Genomic DNA, 18,449 nt, shown 5'->3' with positions numbered 1-18,449 from the left:
GCCGCCCCACCATCCACCGGTGGTCTCAGCTAGTTGGCGGCCACGAAGGCCTGGAGCTGGGTCTCGCGCTTGAAGTCCGTCAGGTACCGGGACGCGGCGTCCTTGGAGGGGAAGCTGCCCATGCGGACGCGGTACCAGGTGCCCTTGTTGGGGACCTCGGCGGTGATGATGTACGGGGCATAGCCCCGGTCCCTGAGCTTCGCCGCGAAGCGATCAGCCTCCGCACGGTTCTGGAAGGCGGAGATCTGCAGGGTGAAGGCGCCGCCGGGAACGGCCTCGGTGGGACGCTGGGTGGCGCGGGCGATGGCGTCCTTCAGGCCGCCCTGGGCCGGAGCCGTGGTGCGGGTAGGCACGGGAGCGGGCTCCACCTTGCCCGGCACGGGAGCGGGCTTGCTCTCGGCGACCTTCGTCTCGGCGGGCTTGGGCTCCGGCTTGGGCTCGGCGGCCTTGGGCGCGGTGGCCTTGGCCGTGGCGGGAGGCGCGTAGTCGTCATCCGTGGGCGACGGGGTGCCCTCGCCTTCCGGAGCCTCGGTGGGAGCGGGAGCCTCGGCGACCTGGGGCTCGGCGGCCTTGGGCGGCTCGACGGGCTTCGGCTTGGGGGCGGGCGGAGGGATGGCGACGGTGACGGTGCCGGGCTTGGAGGCGTCGGAACCGCTCTTGCGCATGAGCTCGTCCTGGAAGGTGAGCGGCTGCTCGGCCTCCCGGGCCTGCTTGAGGGCCTGGGCGTTGGCATCGAGCGCGGAGAGGAGATCCGGCGCGGTGGCGGTCTGGGCATTGCCGGCGAGCTTCTTGCCGACCACGACGCCGAGGACGAACACGGCGCCCATCACGATGATCCCGGCGATCAACAGGCTGACGATCTGCCGGTTGTCGAGCGAAACATCGAACTTCTCTTTCATCCGGTGGGCATCGCGCATGACGTGGCGTTCCTCGCGTGTACGGCAACCCGGCGCGGCCACACGAGTGTCGCGGCCTGTAGCGCCGAGGTGGGCCGGAAGGTACGCCCCCCCTACAGGCGGGTCAAATTCAGGGCGTGCATCGCGTCACGCCCCAGGGGTTGCGGCGAGGATCAAACAATCCACCCACCGCCGAGGACGTGATCACCGTCATAGACCACGGCGGCCTGGCCGGGCGTCACGGCGCGGGCCGGGGAGTCGAGGTGGATGGACACGAGCCCATGGGGAGAGACGTGCACGCGGCCGGGAGCGCCGGGGTGGCGGTGGCGGATGCGCACCAGGACGGACTTCTCGGGAGGAGGCGGCCCATCCACCCAGTGGGGCTGGAGGAGGCCGAAGGAGTCGCGAGAGGTCTCGTCCGCGGGGCCCACGACGACACGGCGGGACTCGGGCTCGATGCGCTGGACGTAGCGGGCCTCCCCTCCCCCGAGGTTGAGGCCGCGGCGCTGACCCACGGTGAAACGGTGCACACCGGCATGGGTGCCGAGCACCTGGCCCTCGGTGTCGACGATGTCGCCGCCGGGCTGGGGGCCGGCGACCTTCTCGACGAAGCCGGCGTAGTCGCCATCGGGCACGAAGCAGATCTCCATGCTCTCGGGCTTGTGGCTGGTGGGGAGGGCATGACGCTCGGCGATGGCGCGGACCTCGGACTTGGTCATGCCGCCGACGGGGAAGAGGACGTCGGTGAGCTCCTGCTGGCCGAGGGTGAAGAGGAAGTAGCTCTGGTCCTTGGCGGAGTCGACGGCGCGGCGGAGGACGAACCTGCCGTCCTGCTGCTCGACCCGGGCGTAGTGGCCGGTGGCGAGGCGGGCGCCGAGGGCGCGGGCGCGCTTGAGGAGGAAGTTGAACTTCACGTCGCGGTTGCAGGCGACGCAGGGGATGGGCGTCTTGCCCCCGAGGTAGGACTGGACGAAGGGGCTGACGACCCGGTCCTTGAAGAGCTCCTCGGCGTTGGCGACGTAGAAGGGGATGCCGAGCGTCTGGGCGACGGCACGGGCATCGTCGATGTCATCGGGACTGCAGCAACTGCCGCACTGGGCCTTGCCCTCATAGGACCAGACCCGGAGGGTGATACCGATGACCTCGTGACCCTGCTCCTTGAGCAGGGCGGCGGCGGCGGAGGAGTCCACCCCACCACTCATGGCAACGACGACTCGCATGACGCCCCTATCTACACGCCGGGCGGTCCGGGTGCGACCCAACTGACGAAGAGGACAACAACGACGCCAGAACAACGACGCCAGAGGACAACAACCCCGGACAACTCCCCTCTCCCACCGGGAGAGGGACGGGGTGAGGGTGCCACGTACCCCAGGTTGCCCACCGTGTCTGCCCCCTCTCCCTCTGGGAGAGGGCTGGGGTGAGGGTCTACTCCCCTCCCCTCCAGACGACCTCAGCAGCCGCGAGCGCGTTGCCAGGTCAGCAGCAGGTCCTTGAGCTTCTCCGCCTCATTGAGCGAGGGCTCATCGAGGACCTGCTCGAGAAGAAACCGCGTGGCCTCTCCGACAATGGGGGAAGGCCCCACCTCCAACGTGGCCATGATGGCGCCACCATTGAGCGCGAGATCCTTGCCCGTCAGAGGAGGCTTCGAAGCGGCCAGGGCATGCAATCGGCCAATAAGGACATCCAGCTCGGGCAACCGCGAGGGCTCGCGGGCCTGGATCCGGGCCCGAGCCACCGAGGTCAGCGCCTCGACATTCGCGAGCCCCACCTTGGCCAGAAGCCGGCGGAGCGCGGGATCCGGGTCCCCGACATGCCGCTCGAGCGCGGCGTAGGAGATCAACAAGCGGACGCGCTCGATGGTCTTGGTGGGGAACTTGAGCCGGACACCGATCTCCTCGGCCTGCTGGGGGCTGACGAGGTCGGCGAGCAGAGCGGCGAGACGGATCTCCACGTCGACGGGCTCGGCGGCGGCGGCGGTGCGGGCGAGCCGGGCAGCCTCGGGATCGGCGCGAGCGAGCTCGGGCAGGAACACGTCGAGCAGCCCGGTGTCGGCGAGCAGCGCGAGCCCGAAGGCCTCGCGCTTGGAGAGGAGCAGCTTGACGAACTCCTCGCGGACGCGCTCGTGGGCGACCTTGCGGAAGACGGGGAGCGTGGCGGGGATGGCGGCCTGGGTGCCGGGGTCGAGCGTGAAATCGAGCACGGCGGCGAAGCGCACGGCGCGCATGGGGCGCAGCCCGTCCTCGGAGAAGCGCTCGATGGCCGAGCCCACACAGCGCACGACGCGGGCCTTGAGGTCCACCTGGCCGCCGAAGGGATCGGCGAGCTCATGCGTGAGGGGATTCCACGCCATGGCGTTGATGGTGAAGTCGCGGCGCGAGAGATCCTTGACGATGTCCCGCTCGAAGGTGACGGCGGAGGGGCGGCGGCCGTCGTGGTAGTCGCCCTCGCTGCGGAAGGTGGTGACCTCGACGTGGGTGCCGCCCTGGACCACGGTGACGGTGCCGTGCTGGATGCCGGTGGGGATGACCTTGCGGAAGGCGCTCTGCACCTGCTCGGGCAGCGCGCTGGTGGCGACGTCGAAGTCCTTGGGGTGGACACCCCGGAGCGTGTCACGGACACAGCCGCCGACGAGGAACACGGCGTGTCCCAGCTCGTGGAGGCGGGCGATGACGTCCAGGACGGGGCGAGGGACTTCGGCCTCGAGGAGGGAGGCGGGCGTCGACATGTGGAAAAGCCCCCGGGCATGAAAAAGCCCCGCCTCCGAGGGAACCGGAAGCGGGGCTACCAAGTGGCCCCGGCTGGAATCGAACCAGCGGCCTGCGGTTTAGGAAACCGCCGCTCTATCCAACTGAGCTACGGGACCAGCGAAACAACCCACTGAAACTACTGGTTCTTTCTGGTGAGCGCCAGCCTACCACCGCGAGCGCCCCGGCCTTGTACGTAATCTGTACGTCACCGGCCAGAAGGAACTGACGACGATGCCCCAGTAACACCCGTTGGCAACTGGAGCGGATGCACAACGGGGCCCGTTATAGCAGGCGGCTCGACGCGCGCAACGAACGTGAGGCCCTGGCCGAACTGGCACTGTTCGCACGCGACCCTGGCGCCTACCTGACAGAGGCGTGTCCACCAAACCGGGCAAGCCCATCTTGCAGGGCGGGGACGAAGAAGGGCTCGGTCGCTTTGATGCCCTGGAACCAGGCAGTACCCTCCCTGACGAGGAGACACGCGTGACCGACTGGTACACCTCACTGCGGCAAGCGGGCATCACCGTCCTCGGCGCTCCCACGCGACTGCCCGTCGAGGAGGACCTCGCCAGGACGGAAGCGCGACTGAAGGCCCGGCTTCCGGAGAGCTACCGGCGCTTCTGCACCGAACTGGGCCCGGGCCGCTTCGGCGACCTGCTCGAAATTTGGGTACCCTGGCATGCCAAAGGCTTCTTCGACTCGCCCCGGGACATCCGGGACCGGCTCACCTCGCTGGTGGATGCCAGTGACGGGAAGCGTCAGGCGGTGACGCAAAAAGCCCTTCAAATCGGCTACGTTGTCCTGGGCGCCCCTCCGATTCCGCGCCTCATCAACAACCTCAGCGCGGAGCTGTTCCTCCTGCCCTCGGAGCCCACGGAGGGCGACGAGTGCACCCTCTACGCACTGGACCACCGCACCTCGGGAGCGCCCCCGAGACTGGTGAAACTGGCGCGTTCGTTCACCTCGCTCCTCCTGGAGGGCTTCGCCGGCAAGCGCCTCGCGCGGCTTCCCTTCGTGGCGGCGCCGGGCCCGGACCAGTTCGCCTTGGAGTACCACCCGCGCGAGCTTCCCGCGCCGTGAGCGGCTCCGCTCGCTGCTACGGCGAGCGCCACGCCTCGGCGTCGTAGGCCAGACGTGGCGTCGTCAGCGCGAGCGAGGGAATCAGCGGGTACTCCTCGTCGGTCGCCATCCCCATGCCCCGTGCGAGCCGTACGAGCGCCAGCCCCTCGACGAACAGGTGCGCCTCCGTGGCCCACTGCTCCTCGGGAATCCGTCCCCGCTGCAAGCCCGTCTCGTACCAGGCCCGGTGCTCACCGATGAGCCCCAGGAGGGAGTCCCGGAAAGCCTCTGCGTTCCCGGTGAAGAGGGCGTGACCCACACGAGCGCGGGCGCTCGGAGCCCCCTCTCCCGCGGCTTCCTCGAGCTGGCCCAGGAGACGCTCGGACGCCTCCTCGGTGGCTCCCAGGAAGAAGCGCTCCATGAGGAAGCGCACGTAGAGGAAGTCCTCCAGGTGCTCCTGGTCCAGCTTCGGCGCGCTGGGGGAGTGCCGGGCGATGCGCTCCGCCGCCGCCCGATCACCACAGGCGACCGCATCGAAGAACGGGTCCGCGCGACTGGTGACCTTCTCGGCCTCCGGAGCCCGCGCAAAGAAGCTCGCGTGCGCGGCGCCGCTCCGCTGGAGGTCGAGGTGCAGACTGTCCGGACGACCGGTCAGGAAGAAGGCCGCGCACCCACGCGCGCGGTAGTCACGGCACGCCCGCGCGAAGGCCCACCCCACCGGCTCTCCTTTCTGGAGCGCGGGCACGAGACGGACGAGGTCCACATCCGCATTCGACAAGATGACCGGGATGAATCGCGAGCGCATGGCGGAAGCAGGCTCAGGCCTGCTGGCGAATCTCCCGCAGGTAGATGTTGTCGAAGCCCCTGCCCTGGAGGTCCCGGACGACGCGCTCGCTGATGAAGTAGCCCATGCGCTGTTCGGGAATGCGGAACAGGTCCGGCGCCTCCTGCAGCCGCTTCGAGTCGAAGACGAGCTCGTCGATGCCCACGATTTGCGTCGGGTCCGACGACGCGTACTGAATCCGGCTCGCGGTCCGGTCCACGCAATCCACGAACCGCAGCGGATTGACAATCCAGTAGTCCCGGCTGCGCAAGCGCTTGCGCTGGTTGTAGATGGACACGGGCCGCAGCTCGACGGGCGCCACGTCATGACGCCGTAGCAGTTCCACGAAGGCCGCGTGGACGATCAGGTACCCAATGGAGTTGCCCAGCAGGGTGGCAAGCTTCAGTCCCGGGCTGTAGGGGTCCAGGTAGATGCGGGCCTCGGCGGGATGGACGTCGTCGGTGGGCTCTCCCTCCGCGAGCCGGTAGCCGGCCCCCTCGAACTCCTCGGGCTCCTGTTCGATGAAGACGAGCTCCCGGTCCTGCTCGTCGCCCAGCGTCTCGAGCTCGAAGTACCTCATGTGCTCACCGGCTCCCCAGGTTCCCGAACCGCAGCTCGTCCAGGGACTTGCCCTTCATGAAGGGTCCCGCCTTCGTGATGGCCTTGTAGATGGTCTCCGAGATGCGGACGACCTGCTCCTTGGCAAGCGCATCGGGAGGGCTGGGATGGTCCTCCTTCAACTTCTGCTCCATCAGCCGCTTGTACTGGTTGATGACCGGGCGGAGCATGAGGCGCACCCGGCGGGAGTAGTCGGGATGGTCGGCGATCTGTCGGCCCTGGAGCGGCTCGTGGGGCTCCATCTCGTCCCCCAGCAGGTGCCGGGGAAGTCCCAGCGCGGTGGCGACCGCCCGGTCCATGGGGAGGATGACGAGGTTCGCCTTGTCGTTGAGGTTGTACCCTGCCTTCAGCAGGCCCTGGATGATCATCGTGGTGACGCGGGCATCGGGCTTGCCCGCCAGCACGAGCTGATCATGCAGCACGGACCGGGGAATGATGTGGTGGGCGTTGTGCCAGTAGGGACGGGTCCAGCTCTCCGTGAAGTTGCGAGCCAGGGAGACATCCCACTGTCCGGGCCGAGGCTTTTTCTTGTAGGGGAAATTGTTGCGTAGCGCGTAGTTGTTCGAAGGCGCGACGGCCTTCGGTCCGCGGTACGCAGCGGTGAGGAACACGTCACCGGGGCCCGGCGGTTGGTCAACGCAGAGGCTCTTGTAGGCCGGATAGTTGAAGAGATGGGCATCGGCGAGCGCGTGCTCCCGCGCGTGCCAACGGTACGAGCACTGGTGGCCCACCTCGTACTTCGTGTTCCAGGACCAGACACACCCCTTGCCGCCCGCACCGCCCTTGGGCTGGTGAAGGTCCTTGAAGTCGTCCTTCTTGACGTGGTTGCTCGACATGAATTCGGCCTCAGACCCGGGTTCTCTGTCGTGATGCGCCCGGTGGCGCAGGATGGGACAGGCGGATGGCCGCGGCCTGGCCCGTCTCGGAGAGCGACACCACGACGCTCTCCTGCGTCCGAGCATAGCCGCGAGCGAAGGCCCGTGCCGCCATGCACACGCCCACCCCGCCACTGGCGGCGCCGGTGTCGCCCAGCGAGGTGGCGGGAAGCAGGACGCGGGCCTCCGCCAGCCCCGTCCCCAGGTGCGCCAACGCCGTGCCAAACTCCCGCGCCCGCCACTGCTCGCCATTGAGGTCCACGACGACGTCTCCCCGGAAGGGCAGTTCCGGCATCAGCGAGGAAAGCAGCTTCGCGAGCGCGCTCCCATCCCGCCGAGCGTCCTTCTTCTCGCGGGGGCTGCCGGTGTCCACCAGGGCAGCGTCGTGAATCCAGGCATCGACGTGTCCACCGCGCGCCTCCACCGCGCGCGACGACTCAAGCAGCAGTGCGACGCCCGCCTCCCCCGGCATCAGTCCCACAGGGTTGTCACCCGTCTTGAGGCGACGGTGCCCCGCCAGCCAGTCGAGCGTGTCGGGCTCCAGATAGGAGTCGACTGCGATGATGAGACAGCGCTCGGCGCGCCCGCCCTCGATGATGCGGGCCGCCGTCTCGAGTGCCGCCGCGACGCCGACATGCCCGGCGGGGAACGCGTGCGCGCGCGCCGTTGGAATGGCCAGCCTGGTGATTTCGAGCAGCGTGCTCGCGTAGCCGTCCTTCAAGAAGGACTCATCCACCGGACCGTCGAGGAGCGGAAACCGCGCCGGGTCCAGGTGGGGCGTCACCAGGAGGAGTTCGCACGTGCGCCAGAAGTCACTGCGGTCCGGGTCGGGAAGCCCTCCGTACTCGAGCAGGTCCCGAATCGCTCGCTCGGCCATCCGCGTCCAGAGGCCGACGAAGAGGAAGCCCTCGGTGACCCCCTTCACGGGGTGCCCCATCACCGGGACCATCTCGCCGCTATCCAGTTCGAGGACATCGGTGCCGATGATGGGCGCGGGACGGACGAGGCCCGCGCGAAGCGCCGCGCACGTCGTGACGACATCGTGGCCGATGGACGAGAGCAGACCCATGCCGGTCAACGCCAATGCCATCGCCGCTCCCCTCGGTACATGCCTCCTGATATCACGTGGCTCACACGCCGATAAAGCAATCGGTTAAAGCAATCGGTCAGCGACACACCGGAGGTGCAAGGACATGACAGCAGGTGAATCACCACTCAACCTGCTCAAGCGAATGCGCGAGAGGAGCGGGGCCTCCCTCGCGGATTGCGCGCGAGCCTTGAAGGAGGCGCAAGGCAATCCCCGGCTCGCCCTGAATCAGCTCGCATCGGAAGGGCATACCGGCGGGAGGCCTCGCTACGACGAAACGGCGCCCCTGGGCTGTTACGGATTCGATACCTACGCGAGGCGGGTCATCGAAGCGGGCGAGCAGGCGCTGGCAGAGTACCTGAAGCCATCCGGCGAGCCAATCACCGGCGTAGTCCTCCATGGCGGGCAGGGTATTCCCGTCTCCCAGCTCCTCATCTACGACGGCACGCAGGGGCCTGGCTCCGGGGTGGCCCGGGTGAGCCTCGACGTAACGGTGGACGCACGGCCGATTCCCGCGGCCTACGAGGACACGGACCTGCTGCTGGAAACCTTCTGTTACCGCTTCGGTTTCCAGGAAACGCGACCCGACGTCGGGCTGTTCGATGAGGAGCCTGCGCTCAACTGGGAGGTGTCGACCCTTCCGGACTCGCTCTACTGCCTCGTGATGATGCGCGCCGCCACCGCGCTGGCTCGCGGACTCGCCGGGAAGGGTTATCAGGTCGCATCCACGTGCATCGCCGGATATGCGCGGCAGGACCTCCTGCTGAGCGACGACGCGGACCAGCTCGCCCTCGTCCAGCGACAGCTCCAGCGAAACTTCGGAGATTCCGACGCGCTGCGCGCCTTCGCCGGGCTCTGCCACGCGTCCCCCGACGACCAGCAGCGCCTCATCCAGCTCGCCATGGCTCCCTGACGCTGTCCCCACCATGTGAAACGGTCCGCCCGTGGACTCGAAGTGCCTGGATTTACTCGCGACTCCACGAAAGGCGTGTGCCGCGAGCCTCTGACTCCAGAAGGTCCCATCCGCCCGCCCGCCCGCTACCCGACAGATGCCGAGCGGCAATACACTGGAGCGAGCTTGAGCGCATCGCCCAGGGCGAGTGCGAGCTGAACCGCTCGCAGTGCTCACCTGGACAGCAGGAGAGGACCGAGGGATCGAATCCCTCCGGCCAGCGCTCACGCCCACGTCCAGAGAAACAAGAGAAGTAGAAGTGGCCACGCCGAGCAGGTAGTTGATCGTGCGCATCGAGCACCGAATGGGCGGACTGCGCCAGCGGCTTGCGCGCAGTGGGCTTCTCTCGCGAGATGAAGAACACAGCGACATCGCGCGAACGGTACAGGTGGCTGCTCAAGCCGAGGAAGGATGACCTCCCAGGTGCCGCAAGCGTCACGGTGGGCGGGAGCAGCCGGGCAGGCTTGACGCTCTGGGAGCGAAGCGACACAGTGCCCGCCAGCCACATGCGTCCCGCGGCCCCCACCAATCCCTGGTTCCCGACCCGTCAGCCCAACCCCAACGCGCGGCTGCGGGTGTTCTGCTTCCCCTTCGCGGGAGGCGGCGCCTCCGTCTACACCGGCTGGGGCGCGGCGCTCCCCGCGGGCGTCGAGCTCATCTCCGTCCAGCTCCCGGGCCGCGAGCGGCGCATCATGGAGCCGCCCTTCCGGCAGATTCCCCCGCTCCTGGACGCGCTGGAGCCGGTGCTCGCCCCGCTGCTGGACAAGCCCTTCATCTTCTTCGGCTACAGCATGGGCACCCGGGTGGCCCTGGCCCTCGCGCAGCGTTGGAAGGTCCGTGGCGCGCCCATGCCCCTCGGGATGGTGATGGCCGCCGCCGGCGCGCCCCACCGCCCCCGCGACTCCCGCGACGACCTGGATGACCCGGCCTTCATCGAGCTGCTCCGCAAGTACGAGGGCACGCCCGCCGAGGTCTTCGCCCACAAGGAACTGCTGGACATGGTGCTGCCGGTCCTGCGCGCCGACTTCGCCCTCGCCGACGCCGTGCTCCCCGCGCTGCCGGTGAGCTGCCCCATCTCCGTCTTCGGGGCGCACGAGGATCCCCACGTGCCCCTGGCGGAGCCTCGAGCACTGGCGCGAGCTGACCACCGGTGACTTCCGCGCCCGCCACTTCCCCGGCAAGCACTTCTTCCTGCGCACCGCCCGCGAGCCGTTGCTGGCGGCCCTGCGCGAGGACATCGTCCGCTGGTGCCCCGAGGTCGGCCCCTAGCTAGCGGCTTGGGATGAACCAGGGCGGTCCGTCCCCCGCCAGTGGCACGGTCCGCTGGCAGCGCACCGTCAGCGGCAGGCCACGCGTCCGGCGCACGGCCACCGCCGCCGGGTGCTCCGGGGAGAGCCGCACCTGCACGAACTGCCACGTCTCGGGCTCGTCCACCAACCGCGGATCGAACGAGATGCGGGGGGGCTGTCCGGGCTCCAGGTGGAAGGCGAACTGATCCAACGGCAGGCTCAGCCCCGCGCCCCGGGCCTTGATGTAGGACTCCTTGAGGGTCCAGTAATCGAAGAAGCGCTCGCGCTGGCGCTCCACCGGCAGGGCCCGGAGGGCCACCACCTCGGAGCGCGAGAAGAAGGAGTCGGCCAGCTCCACCGTCTGACCCGGGCGCCCGGAGTGCTCCACGTCCGCGCCCACGTCGGTGCCGAGCACCACCGCGCACACCGCCATGCCGTCCGTATGCGAGAGGTTGAAGCGCAGCGCGGGCAGGCCCTCGCCGGTGATCTCGGGGCGCCCGTAGGCGTTGAGGGAGAAGCGCCAGGCCTGGGGCTGCACCGGCGCGTAGCGCGACAGGGTGACGCGCACCAGCGCATGAGACACGAGGAACTGCAGCTTGTGCTTGTCGAAGCGGAAGCGCGAGTGCCGCTCCCGCTCCTCGGCGCTGAGCATCGCGTGATAGGCGGCGAGCAACCGGGGCTCGGAGACACGCTCCGGCTCCACCACCCACAGGTGGACCTCATCGGGACGCAGGGAGAGGGGTGGCTCGGAGGGAGGGCTCGGCATCATGGGCGATGTCCAGCCCCACCCCTATCGCGTCACGGGCGCACGCGCCAGCCCGAGCGCGGGCGCGCCGCCCACGGGCTCACGGTTGGGGAACGACGCCGAGCTGCAGCTCGAGGTCGAACGTCAGGTCCGGCGACGTCCCACCCGTCTGCTTCACCACCACGGCGATGGTGTTCTCCCCCTGGACGAACACGCCCGTGGGCAGGGAGCCGGACGCCAGCTCGTTCTCCGCTCCGGCGCTCGCGTACTTCTCGTGGGCAACGCCCTTGTCCACGTTCCGGCCGAACACCTGCGTCCCGTTCACGAACACCGCGATGCCATCGTCGAAGAGGACACGCAGGTTGGCCTGGGTGACGGTCCCGTTCACGGTGATCTTCTTGCGGAAGTAGACGCTCGACTGGGAGGGCGTGGTGCGGTTGAGCACCGTGGCCTCGTCCCCATCGCCGTAGCCGAGCTGGGCCGCTCCCGAGGGCCAGGCCGCGTCATCGAAGCCCGCCGTGCTCCAGGCCGCGCCGGGGTCCACCCCGCTGTCCAGGTACTTCCACGTGGACCGGAACGGGATGGCCATGACGCTCACCTGCGGGCTGATGGTGAAGGGCGCGTTGCTCGTGTCCGCCAGGGGCGTGGTGCCGCCGACGCGGGACACGCGCACCAGGGCCTGGGGGGTGTTCAGCTCCGGCACCGTCCAGGCATACACGCCGGAGTTGGGCACGCCGAAGGCGATGGGCGTCCAGCTCGCGGCGCCGTCCGCGGAGAGCGCGAGGTCCACGCTCGGCACGTTGCCGGTGCTGGACCAGGTGATGGAGGTGGAGACGCCCGGCTGGAGCACCTCGCCGCCATTGGGCGCGGAGACCACCAGCGTGTCCGGCACCGGGCCGGAGAGCTGCGCCACCGCCAGCGAGAGCGCGAAGGTGAGATCATCCGAGTTGGGGGACACCTGCTTCACCATGGCGGTGATCACGTTCTCCCCCACGCGGAAGGGATTGGACGCCAGCGAGAGCTGGGTGCGCTCGTACGCATTGGTCGTCGAGCCGGTGCCGTAGACGCGGAAGCCCGTCCCGTTGCCCATGTTGCGGGAGAAGACGGGCACGCCGTTGACCCACACGGCGAGGGCATCGTCGTACAGCACCTCGAGGTGGGCCTCGGTGACGATGTTCTCCAGGGTGATCTTCTTGCGGAAGTACACCGTGGGCGAGCCCGGGGTGAGCACCGTGCCCTCGTCCTCGTCGCCGTAGCCGAGCTGGCCCGGGCCCGACTTCCAGGCCGAGTCATCGAATTCCCGGGCGAGCCAGGCGGTGCCGCGATCGACGCCCCCGTCGTCGTACTTCCACGTGTCGCTGAAGACGATCTTCTTCTGGGCGGCCGGCGCCACGAAGCCCACCTTCACGATGCGCCCCACGGAGGGCACGCCGCGCCCGTCCAGGATGAAGAGCAGGTAGTAACCCGGAGGCGCGGCGAGGTTGTTCACGGGCGCGGTCACCTGCAGCCCGCCGCTCGCCTGGGTGAAGGGCAGCTTGAGGAAGCGCTGGTGCTGATCGAAGGCGTGCGTCACCGAGCCGAGCGCCAGCATCGTCACCTTGGCCACCTGGGCCGCATCCGGCGTCTGGACGAGGAAGTTCGTCCCCGGGGTGATGACCGCGGGCGTCTCCTGGATGGTGGGCCGCCCGCCGTCCTGCTTGAGGTACGGGGGCGAGAAGATCTCCGTGGTGCGCTGGTTGCGGCCACCGCCGGTCAGCACGCGCCCGTCCGGCAGCAGCAGGGCCGCCGAGTGGTAGCCCCGGTAGTCCACGGCGGGGGCGAGCTTCGTCCACGTGTTGGTGTCGGGATCGTAGAGCTCGGGCACCTTGACGGGCAGGGTCTCGTCATCGAAGTCCGCGCCGCTGCTGCCGCCCGTCACCAGCACCTTGCCATCCGGCAGCAGGGTGGCGTTGAGCTGGCGCCGGGGCCAGGCCATGGGCGCGCGCGCCATCCAGGTGGGCGAGGGCTGCGAGAGATCGATCTCCTCCACGGTGGCCGTGGCGGGCGAGCCGCCGCCGATGATGAGCACCTTGGAGCCGATCATCACCGCGGCGCCGTAGGCCCGGCCGTTGTGGGTGCTGAGCGGGCCGTCGAACCAGGTGCCGGTGCCCTCGGGATCCAACCAGCGCGAGCGGCGCCAGGGGCCCGCGAAGAACAGCTTGCCGTTGGGCGCCAGGAACATGCGCGGGTAGTAGGGCAGATCCTGGATGGCGGTGGTGAGGTTGCGCCACTTGCCCGTCTTGGCCTCCCACACCTGCGGCAGCGGATTGTTGGTGCCCGCCGCATGGGTCTCGCCCGAGAGCACCACCACGTCACCGTTCTGCAACGTGGTGTTGGTGGGGTACCACCGGTTGTCATTCATGTTCTCCGTCCGGCTCCACGTGAGCGTGAAGGGATCGAAGATGCTCACGTAGGGGTAGCCCACATGGGACAGCTCGTGACCGCCCGTCAGCAGCAGGCGCCCATCCGCCAGGTAGGAGTGGCCCGAGCAGAAGATGTTGTAGTCGGGCATCGGGAGATTCGTGAGCGTGCTGGTGGAGGGATCCCACAGCCGCGGCGGCGTCAGCCCCTCATCGAACTCGCCGAAGAACATCACCTTGCCGGTGGGCAGCAGGTGCGCGTGCGTCAGTGAGACCGGGAAGGCCGACATGGGCGACCACTCCCCCGCCACTTTCGGATCCGCGGCCTCCGCTACGGGCGGCACCACCGCCAGCAACGCCCCCGCCGCCAATAACAGACCTCTCCCCCAAGCCCTCAAGGCCGATCGCCCCATCCGTCCCCTCCTCCACCGCCCCATCAATGTGGCAGGTCAACGTAGGACCCGCGCGGAGGTTGCCAAGCGGTGCGGGGGTCCATACCTCGTGATCAACCGAGGACACCTCAGGGCGGCGGTGTGTCCCGGCCTCCGACATCGGAGCAGGAAGATCCAGGGGTGAAGGACACCGCACTGCCCCGTGGGGCAGTTGTGAGCGGTCTGGCACGGGCCGACTTTCTCGCCGCCCCGAAGCATCGCGCCGGAATGGGCGCGGATCAGGGCACGGGGGGACAACGGAGCGGGACGAGGCCAGGGGCAAGCGTTCGAGGTGTGTGCTGGGGCGCGCCGGGCTCATCCGCGGCGCCGGGTTGGGATATGGAACTGTTCCCCGTTCACCTGTTGGTACTGGTGGTGATGATGAACCGGTACGTGCTCGGGCCGCTGCTGCGGCGGGTGCGTGGCCGGTGGGTGGACGCCACGGACGACGGCTATCAGCCGACCGTCACCGTGGTGATTCCCCTCTTCAACGAGGGCGAGGGCATCTACCACGCCGTGCGCAGCCTGCTGGAGCAGGACTACCCGCACGACAAGCTGAGCATCTGCGTGGTGGACGACTGCTCCACCGACGACAGCCATGCCTGGGCGCTGAAGGCGGCCGAGGGCCACCCGAACGTGAAGGTGATGCGCAACCCGCACAACATGGGCAAGCGCAAGGGCATCGCCCGGGCGGTGCGCGAGGCCACCGCGGAGATCATCGTCTCGGTGGACTCGGACGTGGTGGTGCACTCGAGCGCCGTGCGCGAGCTGGTGCGGCGCTTCGTCAGCCCGCGCATCGCCGCGGTGGGCGGCCGCACCTACGTGGCCAACCGTCATCAGAACTGGATGACGCGGATGATCGAGATCAAGTTCTACTTCGCCCAGGAGTGGCTCAAGGATCTGGAGCGGAGCTTCCGCACGGTGCTGTGCCTGTCCGGGTGTCTCACCGCGTACCGGCGCCAGGTGCTGCTGGAGCTGGATCCCATCCTCGAGGCGCGCAACATCGCGGGCGTCCCCATCAAGTATGGAGAGGACCGGTTCCTCACGCGGCAGATCGTCAAGGCGGGCTACGAGACGGTCTACACCACGGTGGCCTGGTGCCAGACGGCCGCGCCGTCCACGTTGGCGGGCTACTTCTCGCAGCAGCTGCGGTGGCGGCGCTCCAACCTCGTGGACATGATCTGTGGGCTGAGCCACGCCTGGCGGCTGCACCCGGTGGTGGGTGTCCACTACGTGTCACAGCTCGCGCTGCTGCTCTCCTATCCGGTCATCATCGTCCACAACGTCCTCAACGGGCAGTTCTGGGGGGTGCTCCTGCTGCACATGCTCGTCATGGGGGCCATGGGGCTCATCTACCGCATCGACAAGAGAGACCTGCCCCCGGACATGCGCGTGCCGGCGATCTCCTTCCTGCCCATGGCGCTGCTGATGCCCGTCACCTACGCGCTCTTCACCCCGCTGGCGCTCTTCACGCTGGACTCGGGGAGCTGGGAGACCCGGGGCAAGCCGAGCGCCGCGCCCGGCGTGCCCCCCGAGAGCGCCCCGCCTCCGGATGGCACTGCCAACACCGTTGCTCCCACCCAGGCGGCTGGAGGGGGTTCGACACCATGAATCAGCGCATCGTCAACAAGCTCAACACCGTCGCGGTCAATGCCTACAAGGCCCTCGGCTCGGTGCTGCTGGCGCTCATCCTGGGCGGGCTCGTCTCGTACCTGGGCGTCCAGGTGTTCTTCTTCGTGAACCACTCGTGGCTGACGCCCACGGTGGTGTCTCCGACGGATCCGGAGATCCTCCAGCTCAACGCCCAACTGGCGCAGCAGGCGGCGTCGCGCGACAAGCTGCTGGCGGAGCGGAGGGAGCTGGAGGCCCGGATGGAGCAGGCCGAGCGGCTGCTGGGCTCGGAGAAGGACTTCCAGGAGCGCTTCCGCGTGGCGCTGGGGAGCGAGCGCACGGCCCGGGCGAAGGCGGTGCGCCGGCTGGCCACGCTGCGCCAGGAGTACCAGCAGGCGGCCCAGGAGATCACCGAGTCCAACCGGGCCTACGCGGGCATGGCGCGCACGCGCACGGAAGCGCTCTACAACGCGCGGATGCTGGAGCGCGAGGAGCGGCTCACGGCCAACCACCAGCTCGCGCAGATGGCGCAGAGCAACCTGTCGCTGGCGCAGGGCACGGCGGAGCTGCAGACGAAGCTGGAGGCGGTGAAGCGCGAGCTGGAGGGCTTCGACGCCTCGCTGGGAGGCAAGAGCGCGGGCCTCACCACCGAGGTGCTGTTGCTGGAGCGGGAGTACACGCGCTCGGTGCTGGAGGTGGCGCGGGCGGAGAGCGAGCGCCAGCACCTGAAGGAGAGCCTGAAGTCACTGGACGAGGCGGTGGCGCGCTACGACGCGCTGCTGGCGTCCATCCGGAAGCTCGCCGTGGCTGGAGGCGATTGAACGGGGGCTGACGGTGGGCTTCGTGCCGTACGAGAACCTGGAGAACGCGGGGGCGGGCACCCCGCTCTACCGGTGCGCGCTGAAGCTGGTGTGGTGCCGGGAAGCGGGGATGGTGGGCCAGGTGCTGCAGGGCGAGGTGACGGTGAAGCACCCGGTGCGCCAGACGCTGCTGCGCGGGGTGATGGTGGAGCTGAAGCTGCGGGACGATCGCTGGGCGCGCGACGAGCTGCTGCTGCTGGGGCGGCCGCCGCTGCTGCTGTAGGGCCGGAGCGCGGAAGGAGACGAGCATGCGGTGGGCGGTTGCATGGAGCGTGCTGGCCGGCCTCGGAGCGGGGGCAGCGGGGGCGCAGGAGCCGGAGGGAGAGGCGCGTGACCCGGGCTACTGCGCCTTCGTGCGCGGGGTGGGCGATGCCGAGGCGGCGATGTGGCTCGCGCCGGAGGTATTCGCGAGCGTGGGGGTGGTGAACGCGGGCGAGGCCGGAGGGGGCGGAGGCGTGCCCCTGGGCGGCCCGACACCCCGGCTCACGGCGGGCGTGGACTACGACTTCGTGGGGCTGTACCGGGGCCTGTCCATCCGCCGCCGGGCGGAGGCGGAGTGCGAGCGCTACCGGGCGCTCTCGGCACTGCAGGCGGCGGCGAAGCGGGGCGCGGACGTAGGCGCCGAGGCCGCGCTGGCCGCCCGGGCCCAGGTGCTGGAGGCCGCCCTGCCCGAGGCCGGGCAGTTGCTGGCCTCGCTGCGCGAGGACGTGAAGGAGGGCCGGGCCACCGTCGAGGAGCTCAACGCGTTGCAGTTGCGGCTGGATGGCCTGCGGGCGCTGGCGTACGAGACGGCGAAGGAGCGCGAGCGGCTCGCCGCCCTGCCCCGCCCCGCCGAGCGCCCGCTGTCCACGTGGTTGAAGGACTTCCGCGCGGCGGATGATCGGGTGGAAGCGGAGTCCGCGAGCCTGCGGAGCGCCTCGGCGTGGAGGGTACGGCTGCGGGGCGGGTACGACGAGCTGATCAACGTGCGGCAGGACGTGCCGCTCTTCGGCGCGCTGACGGTCTCGTACAACCTGGGGAACCTGTGGCAGCCCTCGGCGAACGCACGGGCGAGGGAGGGCCGGCGGCGCCTGCTCGAGGAGGACGTGGAGGGCGTGAGCCAGGACGTGGCCCGGCTGCTGCGCGAGCTGCGGGCGGGGCACACGGCGGAGGAGGCGCGCCTGCGCGAGGTGTCGGTGCTGGTGACGGACCTGGAGGGACAGCTCCGGGACATCCAGGCGATGGAGACGGCGAAGGTGCGCCGTTACCGCGACTACCTGGTGCTGGAACTGGCGCGGCTGCGAGCGGAGCAGGCGTGGCTGAAGACGCACGTGGCGGAGCTGGGCCGGTTCCTGGGAGAAGAGCGGCCATGATGGGCCGGCCGCTCCTGCTGGCCTCGCTGTTGGGGCTGCTCGCGCCACCGGCGACTCCGGGAAGAGCCATGAAGAAGACGGAGGAGGAAGGCCCGCTCACCGCGAAGCGGATGAAGGCGACGCAGGGGAAGCTGGAGCCCGTGGCGGGCGGCCGCCTGCGCATCGAGGAGCCGAAGGTGCGGGCGGTGGTGTCCTCGAGCGAGGGACCGAAAGTACGGGCGCTGGTGGCCAAGGTGGGGGCGGAGACGCGGGTAGCGGAGCTGCGCTTCACCTACCTGGGGGCCACGCGCGAGCAGAAGCCGTTGCAGTCGGGCGAGCTGCGGCGGCAGGTGGGGCTGAAGCTCCGGGCGCGGGACGGCTGCAACGTCGTCTACGTGATGTGGCGCCTGGAGCCGAAAGCGGGCCTGGTGGTGTCGATGAAGCACAACCCGGGGATGTCCCGCTCGGACGATTGCGGCAACGGCGGCTACCGGACGGTGAAACCGCGGAGCAAGGAAGCGGTGCCCGGGCTCGAGCCGGGAAGCAGCCACATCCTGCGCGCGGAGCTCCAGGGCGCGGAGCTGAAGGTGCAGGTGAATGGCAGGACCGTCTGGGAAGGGGTGCTACCAGCGGAGGCGCTCACCTTCGATGGACCGGTGGGCCTGCGCACGGACAACGGCCGGTTCGACGTGGAGCTGCTCTCCACGCCGTAATTCCGAGCCC

Annotated in this window: 17 protein-coding genes and 1 tRNA gene; 8 read left to right on the top strand and 10 right to left on the bottom strand. The window is 69.3% G+C overall.

The window, feature by feature from the left end:
• Positions 1-29: 29 nt before the first annotated feature.
• The 4 genes from ACN28I_RS03880 to ACN28I_RS03865 form a co-directional block, all read right to left on the bottom strand.
• Positions 30-917 (bottom strand): SPOR domain-containing protein, encoded by an 888-nt coding sequence (locus ACN28I_RS03880; protein ID WP_420940811.1) that lies wholly within the window; start codon positions 915-917, stop codon positions 30-32.
• A 152-nt stretch (positions 918-1,069) separates the two neighbouring features.
• Complete coding sequence (mnmA, locus tag ACN28I_RS03875; RefSeq protein ID WP_420940810.1) at positions 1,070-2,158, bottom strand: tRNA 2-thiouridine(34) synthase MnmA; 1,089 nt, start codon at positions 2,156-2,158, stop codon at positions 1,070-1,072.
• Between the two features lie 191 nt (positions 2,159-2,349).
• Positions 2,350-3,624, bottom strand: a complete 1,275-nt coding sequence (locus ACN28I_RS03870; protein ID WP_420940809.1) for a CCA tRNA nucleotidyltransferase — start codon at positions 3,622-3,624, stop codon at positions 2,350-2,352.
• Between the two features lie 64 nt (positions 3,625-3,688).
• Positions 3,689-3,762: transfer RNA gene (locus tag ACN28I_RS03865), tRNA-Arg, on the bottom strand.
• Positions 3,763-4,129: 367 nt separating this feature from the next.
• Here ACN28I_RS03865 and ACN28I_RS03860 point away from each other — a divergent pair.
• A complete protein-coding gene (locus tag ACN28I_RS03860; RefSeq protein ID WP_420940808.1) occupies positions 4,130-4,726 on the top strand; it encodes an SMI1/KNR4 family protein in 597 nt (198 codons plus the stop codon).
• Positions 4,727-4,742: 16 nt separating this feature from the next.
• Here the strand turns inward: ACN28I_RS03860 and ACN28I_RS03855 are convergent, their stop codons facing one another.
• Genes ACN28I_RS03855 through ACN28I_RS03840 form a run of 4 tightly spaced genes read right to left on the bottom strand, consistent with a single transcriptional unit; the run spans position 4,743 to position 8,111 of the window.
• Entirely contained in the window at positions 4,743-5,510 is a 768-nt protein-coding gene (locus ACN28I_RS03855; protein ID WP_420940807.1) for an Imm49 family immunity protein, read from the bottom strand.
• A gap of 13 nt (positions 5,511-5,523) precedes the next feature.
• The gene (locus ACN28I_RS03850; protein WP_420940806.1) at positions 5,524-6,108 is read right to left on the bottom strand and encodes an imm11 family protein; all 585 of its coding nucleotides are present in this window, start codon (positions 6,106-6,108) and stop codon (positions 5,524-5,526) included.
• A 4-nt stretch (positions 6,109-6,112) separates the two neighbouring features.
• On the bottom strand, positions 6,113-6,982 hold the full coding sequence (locus tag ACN28I_RS03845; protein ID WP_420940805.1) for an AHH domain-containing protein: 870 nt from the start codon (positions 6,980-6,982) through the stop codon (positions 6,113-6,115).
• A 10-nt stretch (positions 6,983-6,992) separates the two neighbouring features.
• A complete protein-coding gene (locus ACN28I_RS03840; RefSeq protein WP_420940804.1) occupies positions 6,993-8,111 on the bottom strand; it encodes a hypothetical protein in 1,119 nt (372 codons plus the stop codon).
• Positions 8,112-8,298: 187 nt separating this feature from the next.
• Here ACN28I_RS03840 and ACN28I_RS03835 point away from each other — a divergent pair, with 187 nt between their 5' ends.
• Entirely contained in the window at positions 8,299-9,021 is a 723-nt protein-coding gene (locus tag ACN28I_RS03835; protein WP_420940803.1) for a hypothetical protein, read from the top strand.
• Between the two features lie 545 nt (positions 9,022-9,566).
• Positions 9,567-10,214, top strand: coding sequence for a thioesterase II family protein (locus ACN28I_RS03830; protein WP_420940802.1), 648 nt, complete (start codon positions 9,567-9,569; stop codon positions 10,212-10,214).
• Between the two features lie 115 nt (positions 10,215-10,329).
• Here the strand turns inward: ACN28I_RS03830 and ACN28I_RS03825 are convergent, their stop codons facing one another.
• Together ACN28I_RS03825 and ACN28I_RS03820 are read right to left on the bottom strand one after the other, a co-directional pair.
• A complete protein-coding gene (locus ACN28I_RS03825; RefSeq protein ID WP_420940801.1) occupies positions 10,330-11,118 on the bottom strand; it encodes a 4'-phosphopantetheinyl transferase family protein in 789 nt (262 codons plus the stop codon).
• Positions 11,119-11,194: 76 nt separating this feature from the next.
• Complete coding sequence (locus ACN28I_RS03820) at positions 11,195-13,783, bottom strand: galactose oxidase-like domain-containing protein (RefSeq protein WP_420940800.1); 2,589 nt, start codon at positions 13,781-13,783, stop codon at positions 11,195-11,197.
• A 480-nt stretch (positions 13,784-14,263) separates the two neighbouring features.
• On the opposite strand from ACN28I_RS03820, the gene ACN28I_RS03815 reads away from it, so the two are divergent.
• Genes ACN28I_RS03815 through ACN28I_RS03795 form a run of 5 tightly spaced genes read left to right on the top strand, consistent with a single transcriptional unit; the run spans position 14,264 to position 18,439 of the window.
• Complete coding sequence (locus ACN28I_RS03815; protein ID WP_420940799.1) at positions 14,264-15,535, top strand: glycosyltransferase; 1,272 nt, start codon at positions 14,264-14,266, stop codon at positions 15,533-15,535.
• The gene (locus ACN28I_RS03810; RefSeq protein WP_420940798.1) at positions 15,532-16,356 is read left to right on the top strand and encodes a hypothetical protein; all 825 of its coding nucleotides are present in this window, start codon (positions 15,532-15,534) and stop codon (positions 16,354-16,356) included. Before ACN28I_RS03815 ends, ACN28I_RS03810 begins: the two co-directional genes overlap by 4 nt.
• 22 nt (positions 16,357-16,378) lie before the next feature.
• Complete coding sequence (locus ACN28I_RS03805; protein ID WP_420940797.1) at positions 16,379-16,618, top strand: hypothetical protein; 240 nt, start codon at positions 16,379-16,381, stop codon at positions 16,616-16,618.
• A 25-nt stretch (positions 16,619-16,643) separates the two neighbouring features.
• Positions 16,644-17,747 (top strand): hypothetical protein, encoded by a 1,104-nt coding sequence (locus tag ACN28I_RS03800; protein WP_420940796.1) that lies wholly within the window; start codon positions 16,644-16,646, stop codon positions 17,745-17,747.
• A complete protein-coding gene (locus tag ACN28I_RS03795; RefSeq protein ID WP_420940795.1) occupies positions 17,744-18,439 on the top strand; it encodes a hypothetical protein in 696 nt (231 codons plus the stop codon). The genes ACN28I_RS03800 and ACN28I_RS03795 overlap by 4 nt, the downstream gene beginning before the upstream one ends.
• The last annotated feature ends 10 nt before the right edge of the window (positions 18,440-18,449 follow it).

Origin of the sequence: Archangium gephyra (genome assembly GCF_049060025.1) — a bacterium.
Taxonomy (GTDB): Bacteria; Myxococcota; Myxococcia; order Myxococcales; family Myxococcaceae; genus Archangium; species Archangium gephyra_A.
The sequence above is the reverse complement of the archived record's forward strand: the minus strand, read 5'-3'. Positions and strand labels throughout refer to the sequence as shown.

Bases quoted from the DNA above. Each gene is read 5' to 3' on its own strand.
- ACN28I_RS03850 (WP_420940806.1), bottom strand. From the start codon at position 6,108: ATGAGGTACTTCGAGCTCGAGACGCTGGGCGACGAGCAGGACCGGGAG.
- ACN28I_RS03815 (WP_420940799.1), top strand. From the start codon at position 14,264: ATGGAACTGTTCCCCGTTCACCTGTTGGTACTGGTGGTGATGATGAAC.
- ACN28I_RS03845 (WP_420940805.1), bottom strand. From the start codon at position 6,982: ATGTCGAGCAACCACGTCAAGAAGGACGACTTCAAGGACCTTCACCAG.
- ACN28I_RS03825 (WP_420940801.1), bottom strand. From the start codon at position 11,118: ATGATGCCGAGCCCTCCCTCCGAGCCACCCCTCTCCCTGCGTCCCGAT.
- ACN28I_RS03870 (WP_420940809.1), bottom strand. From the start codon at position 3,624: ATGTCGACGCCCGCCTCCCTCCTCGAGGCCGAAGTCCCTCGCCCCGTC.
- ACN28I_RS03840 (WP_420940804.1), bottom strand. From the start codon at position 8,111: ATGGCATTGGCGTTGACCGGCATGGGTCTGCTCTCGTCCATCGGCCAC.
- ACN28I_RS03855 (WP_420940807.1), bottom strand. From the start codon at position 5,510: ATGCGCTCGCGATTCATCCCGGTCATCTTGTCGAATGCGGATGTGGAC.
- ACN28I_RS03820 (WP_420940800.1), bottom strand. From the start codon at position 13,783: ATGTCGGCCTTCCCGGTCTCACTGACGCACGCGCACCTGCTGCCCACC.
- ACN28I_RS03880 (WP_420940811.1), bottom strand. From the start codon at position 917: ATGCGCGATGCCCACCGGATGAAAGAGAAGTTCGATGTTTCGCTCGAC.
- ACN28I_RS03800 (WP_420940796.1), top strand. From the start codon at position 16,644: ATGCGGTGGGCGGTTGCATGGAGCGTGCTGGCCGGCCTCGGAGCGGGG.
- ACN28I_RS03830 (WP_420940802.1), top strand. From the start codon at position 9,567: ATGCGTCCCGCGGCCCCCACCAATCCCTGGTTCCCGACCCGTCAGCCC.
- ACN28I_RS03795 (WP_420940795.1), top strand. From the start codon at position 17,744: ATGATGGGCCGGCCGCTCCTGCTGGCCTCGCTGTTGGGGCTGCTCGCG.
- ACN28I_RS03810 (WP_420940798.1), top strand. From the start codon at position 15,532: ATGAATCAGCGCATCGTCAACAAGCTCAACACCGTCGCGGTCAATGCC.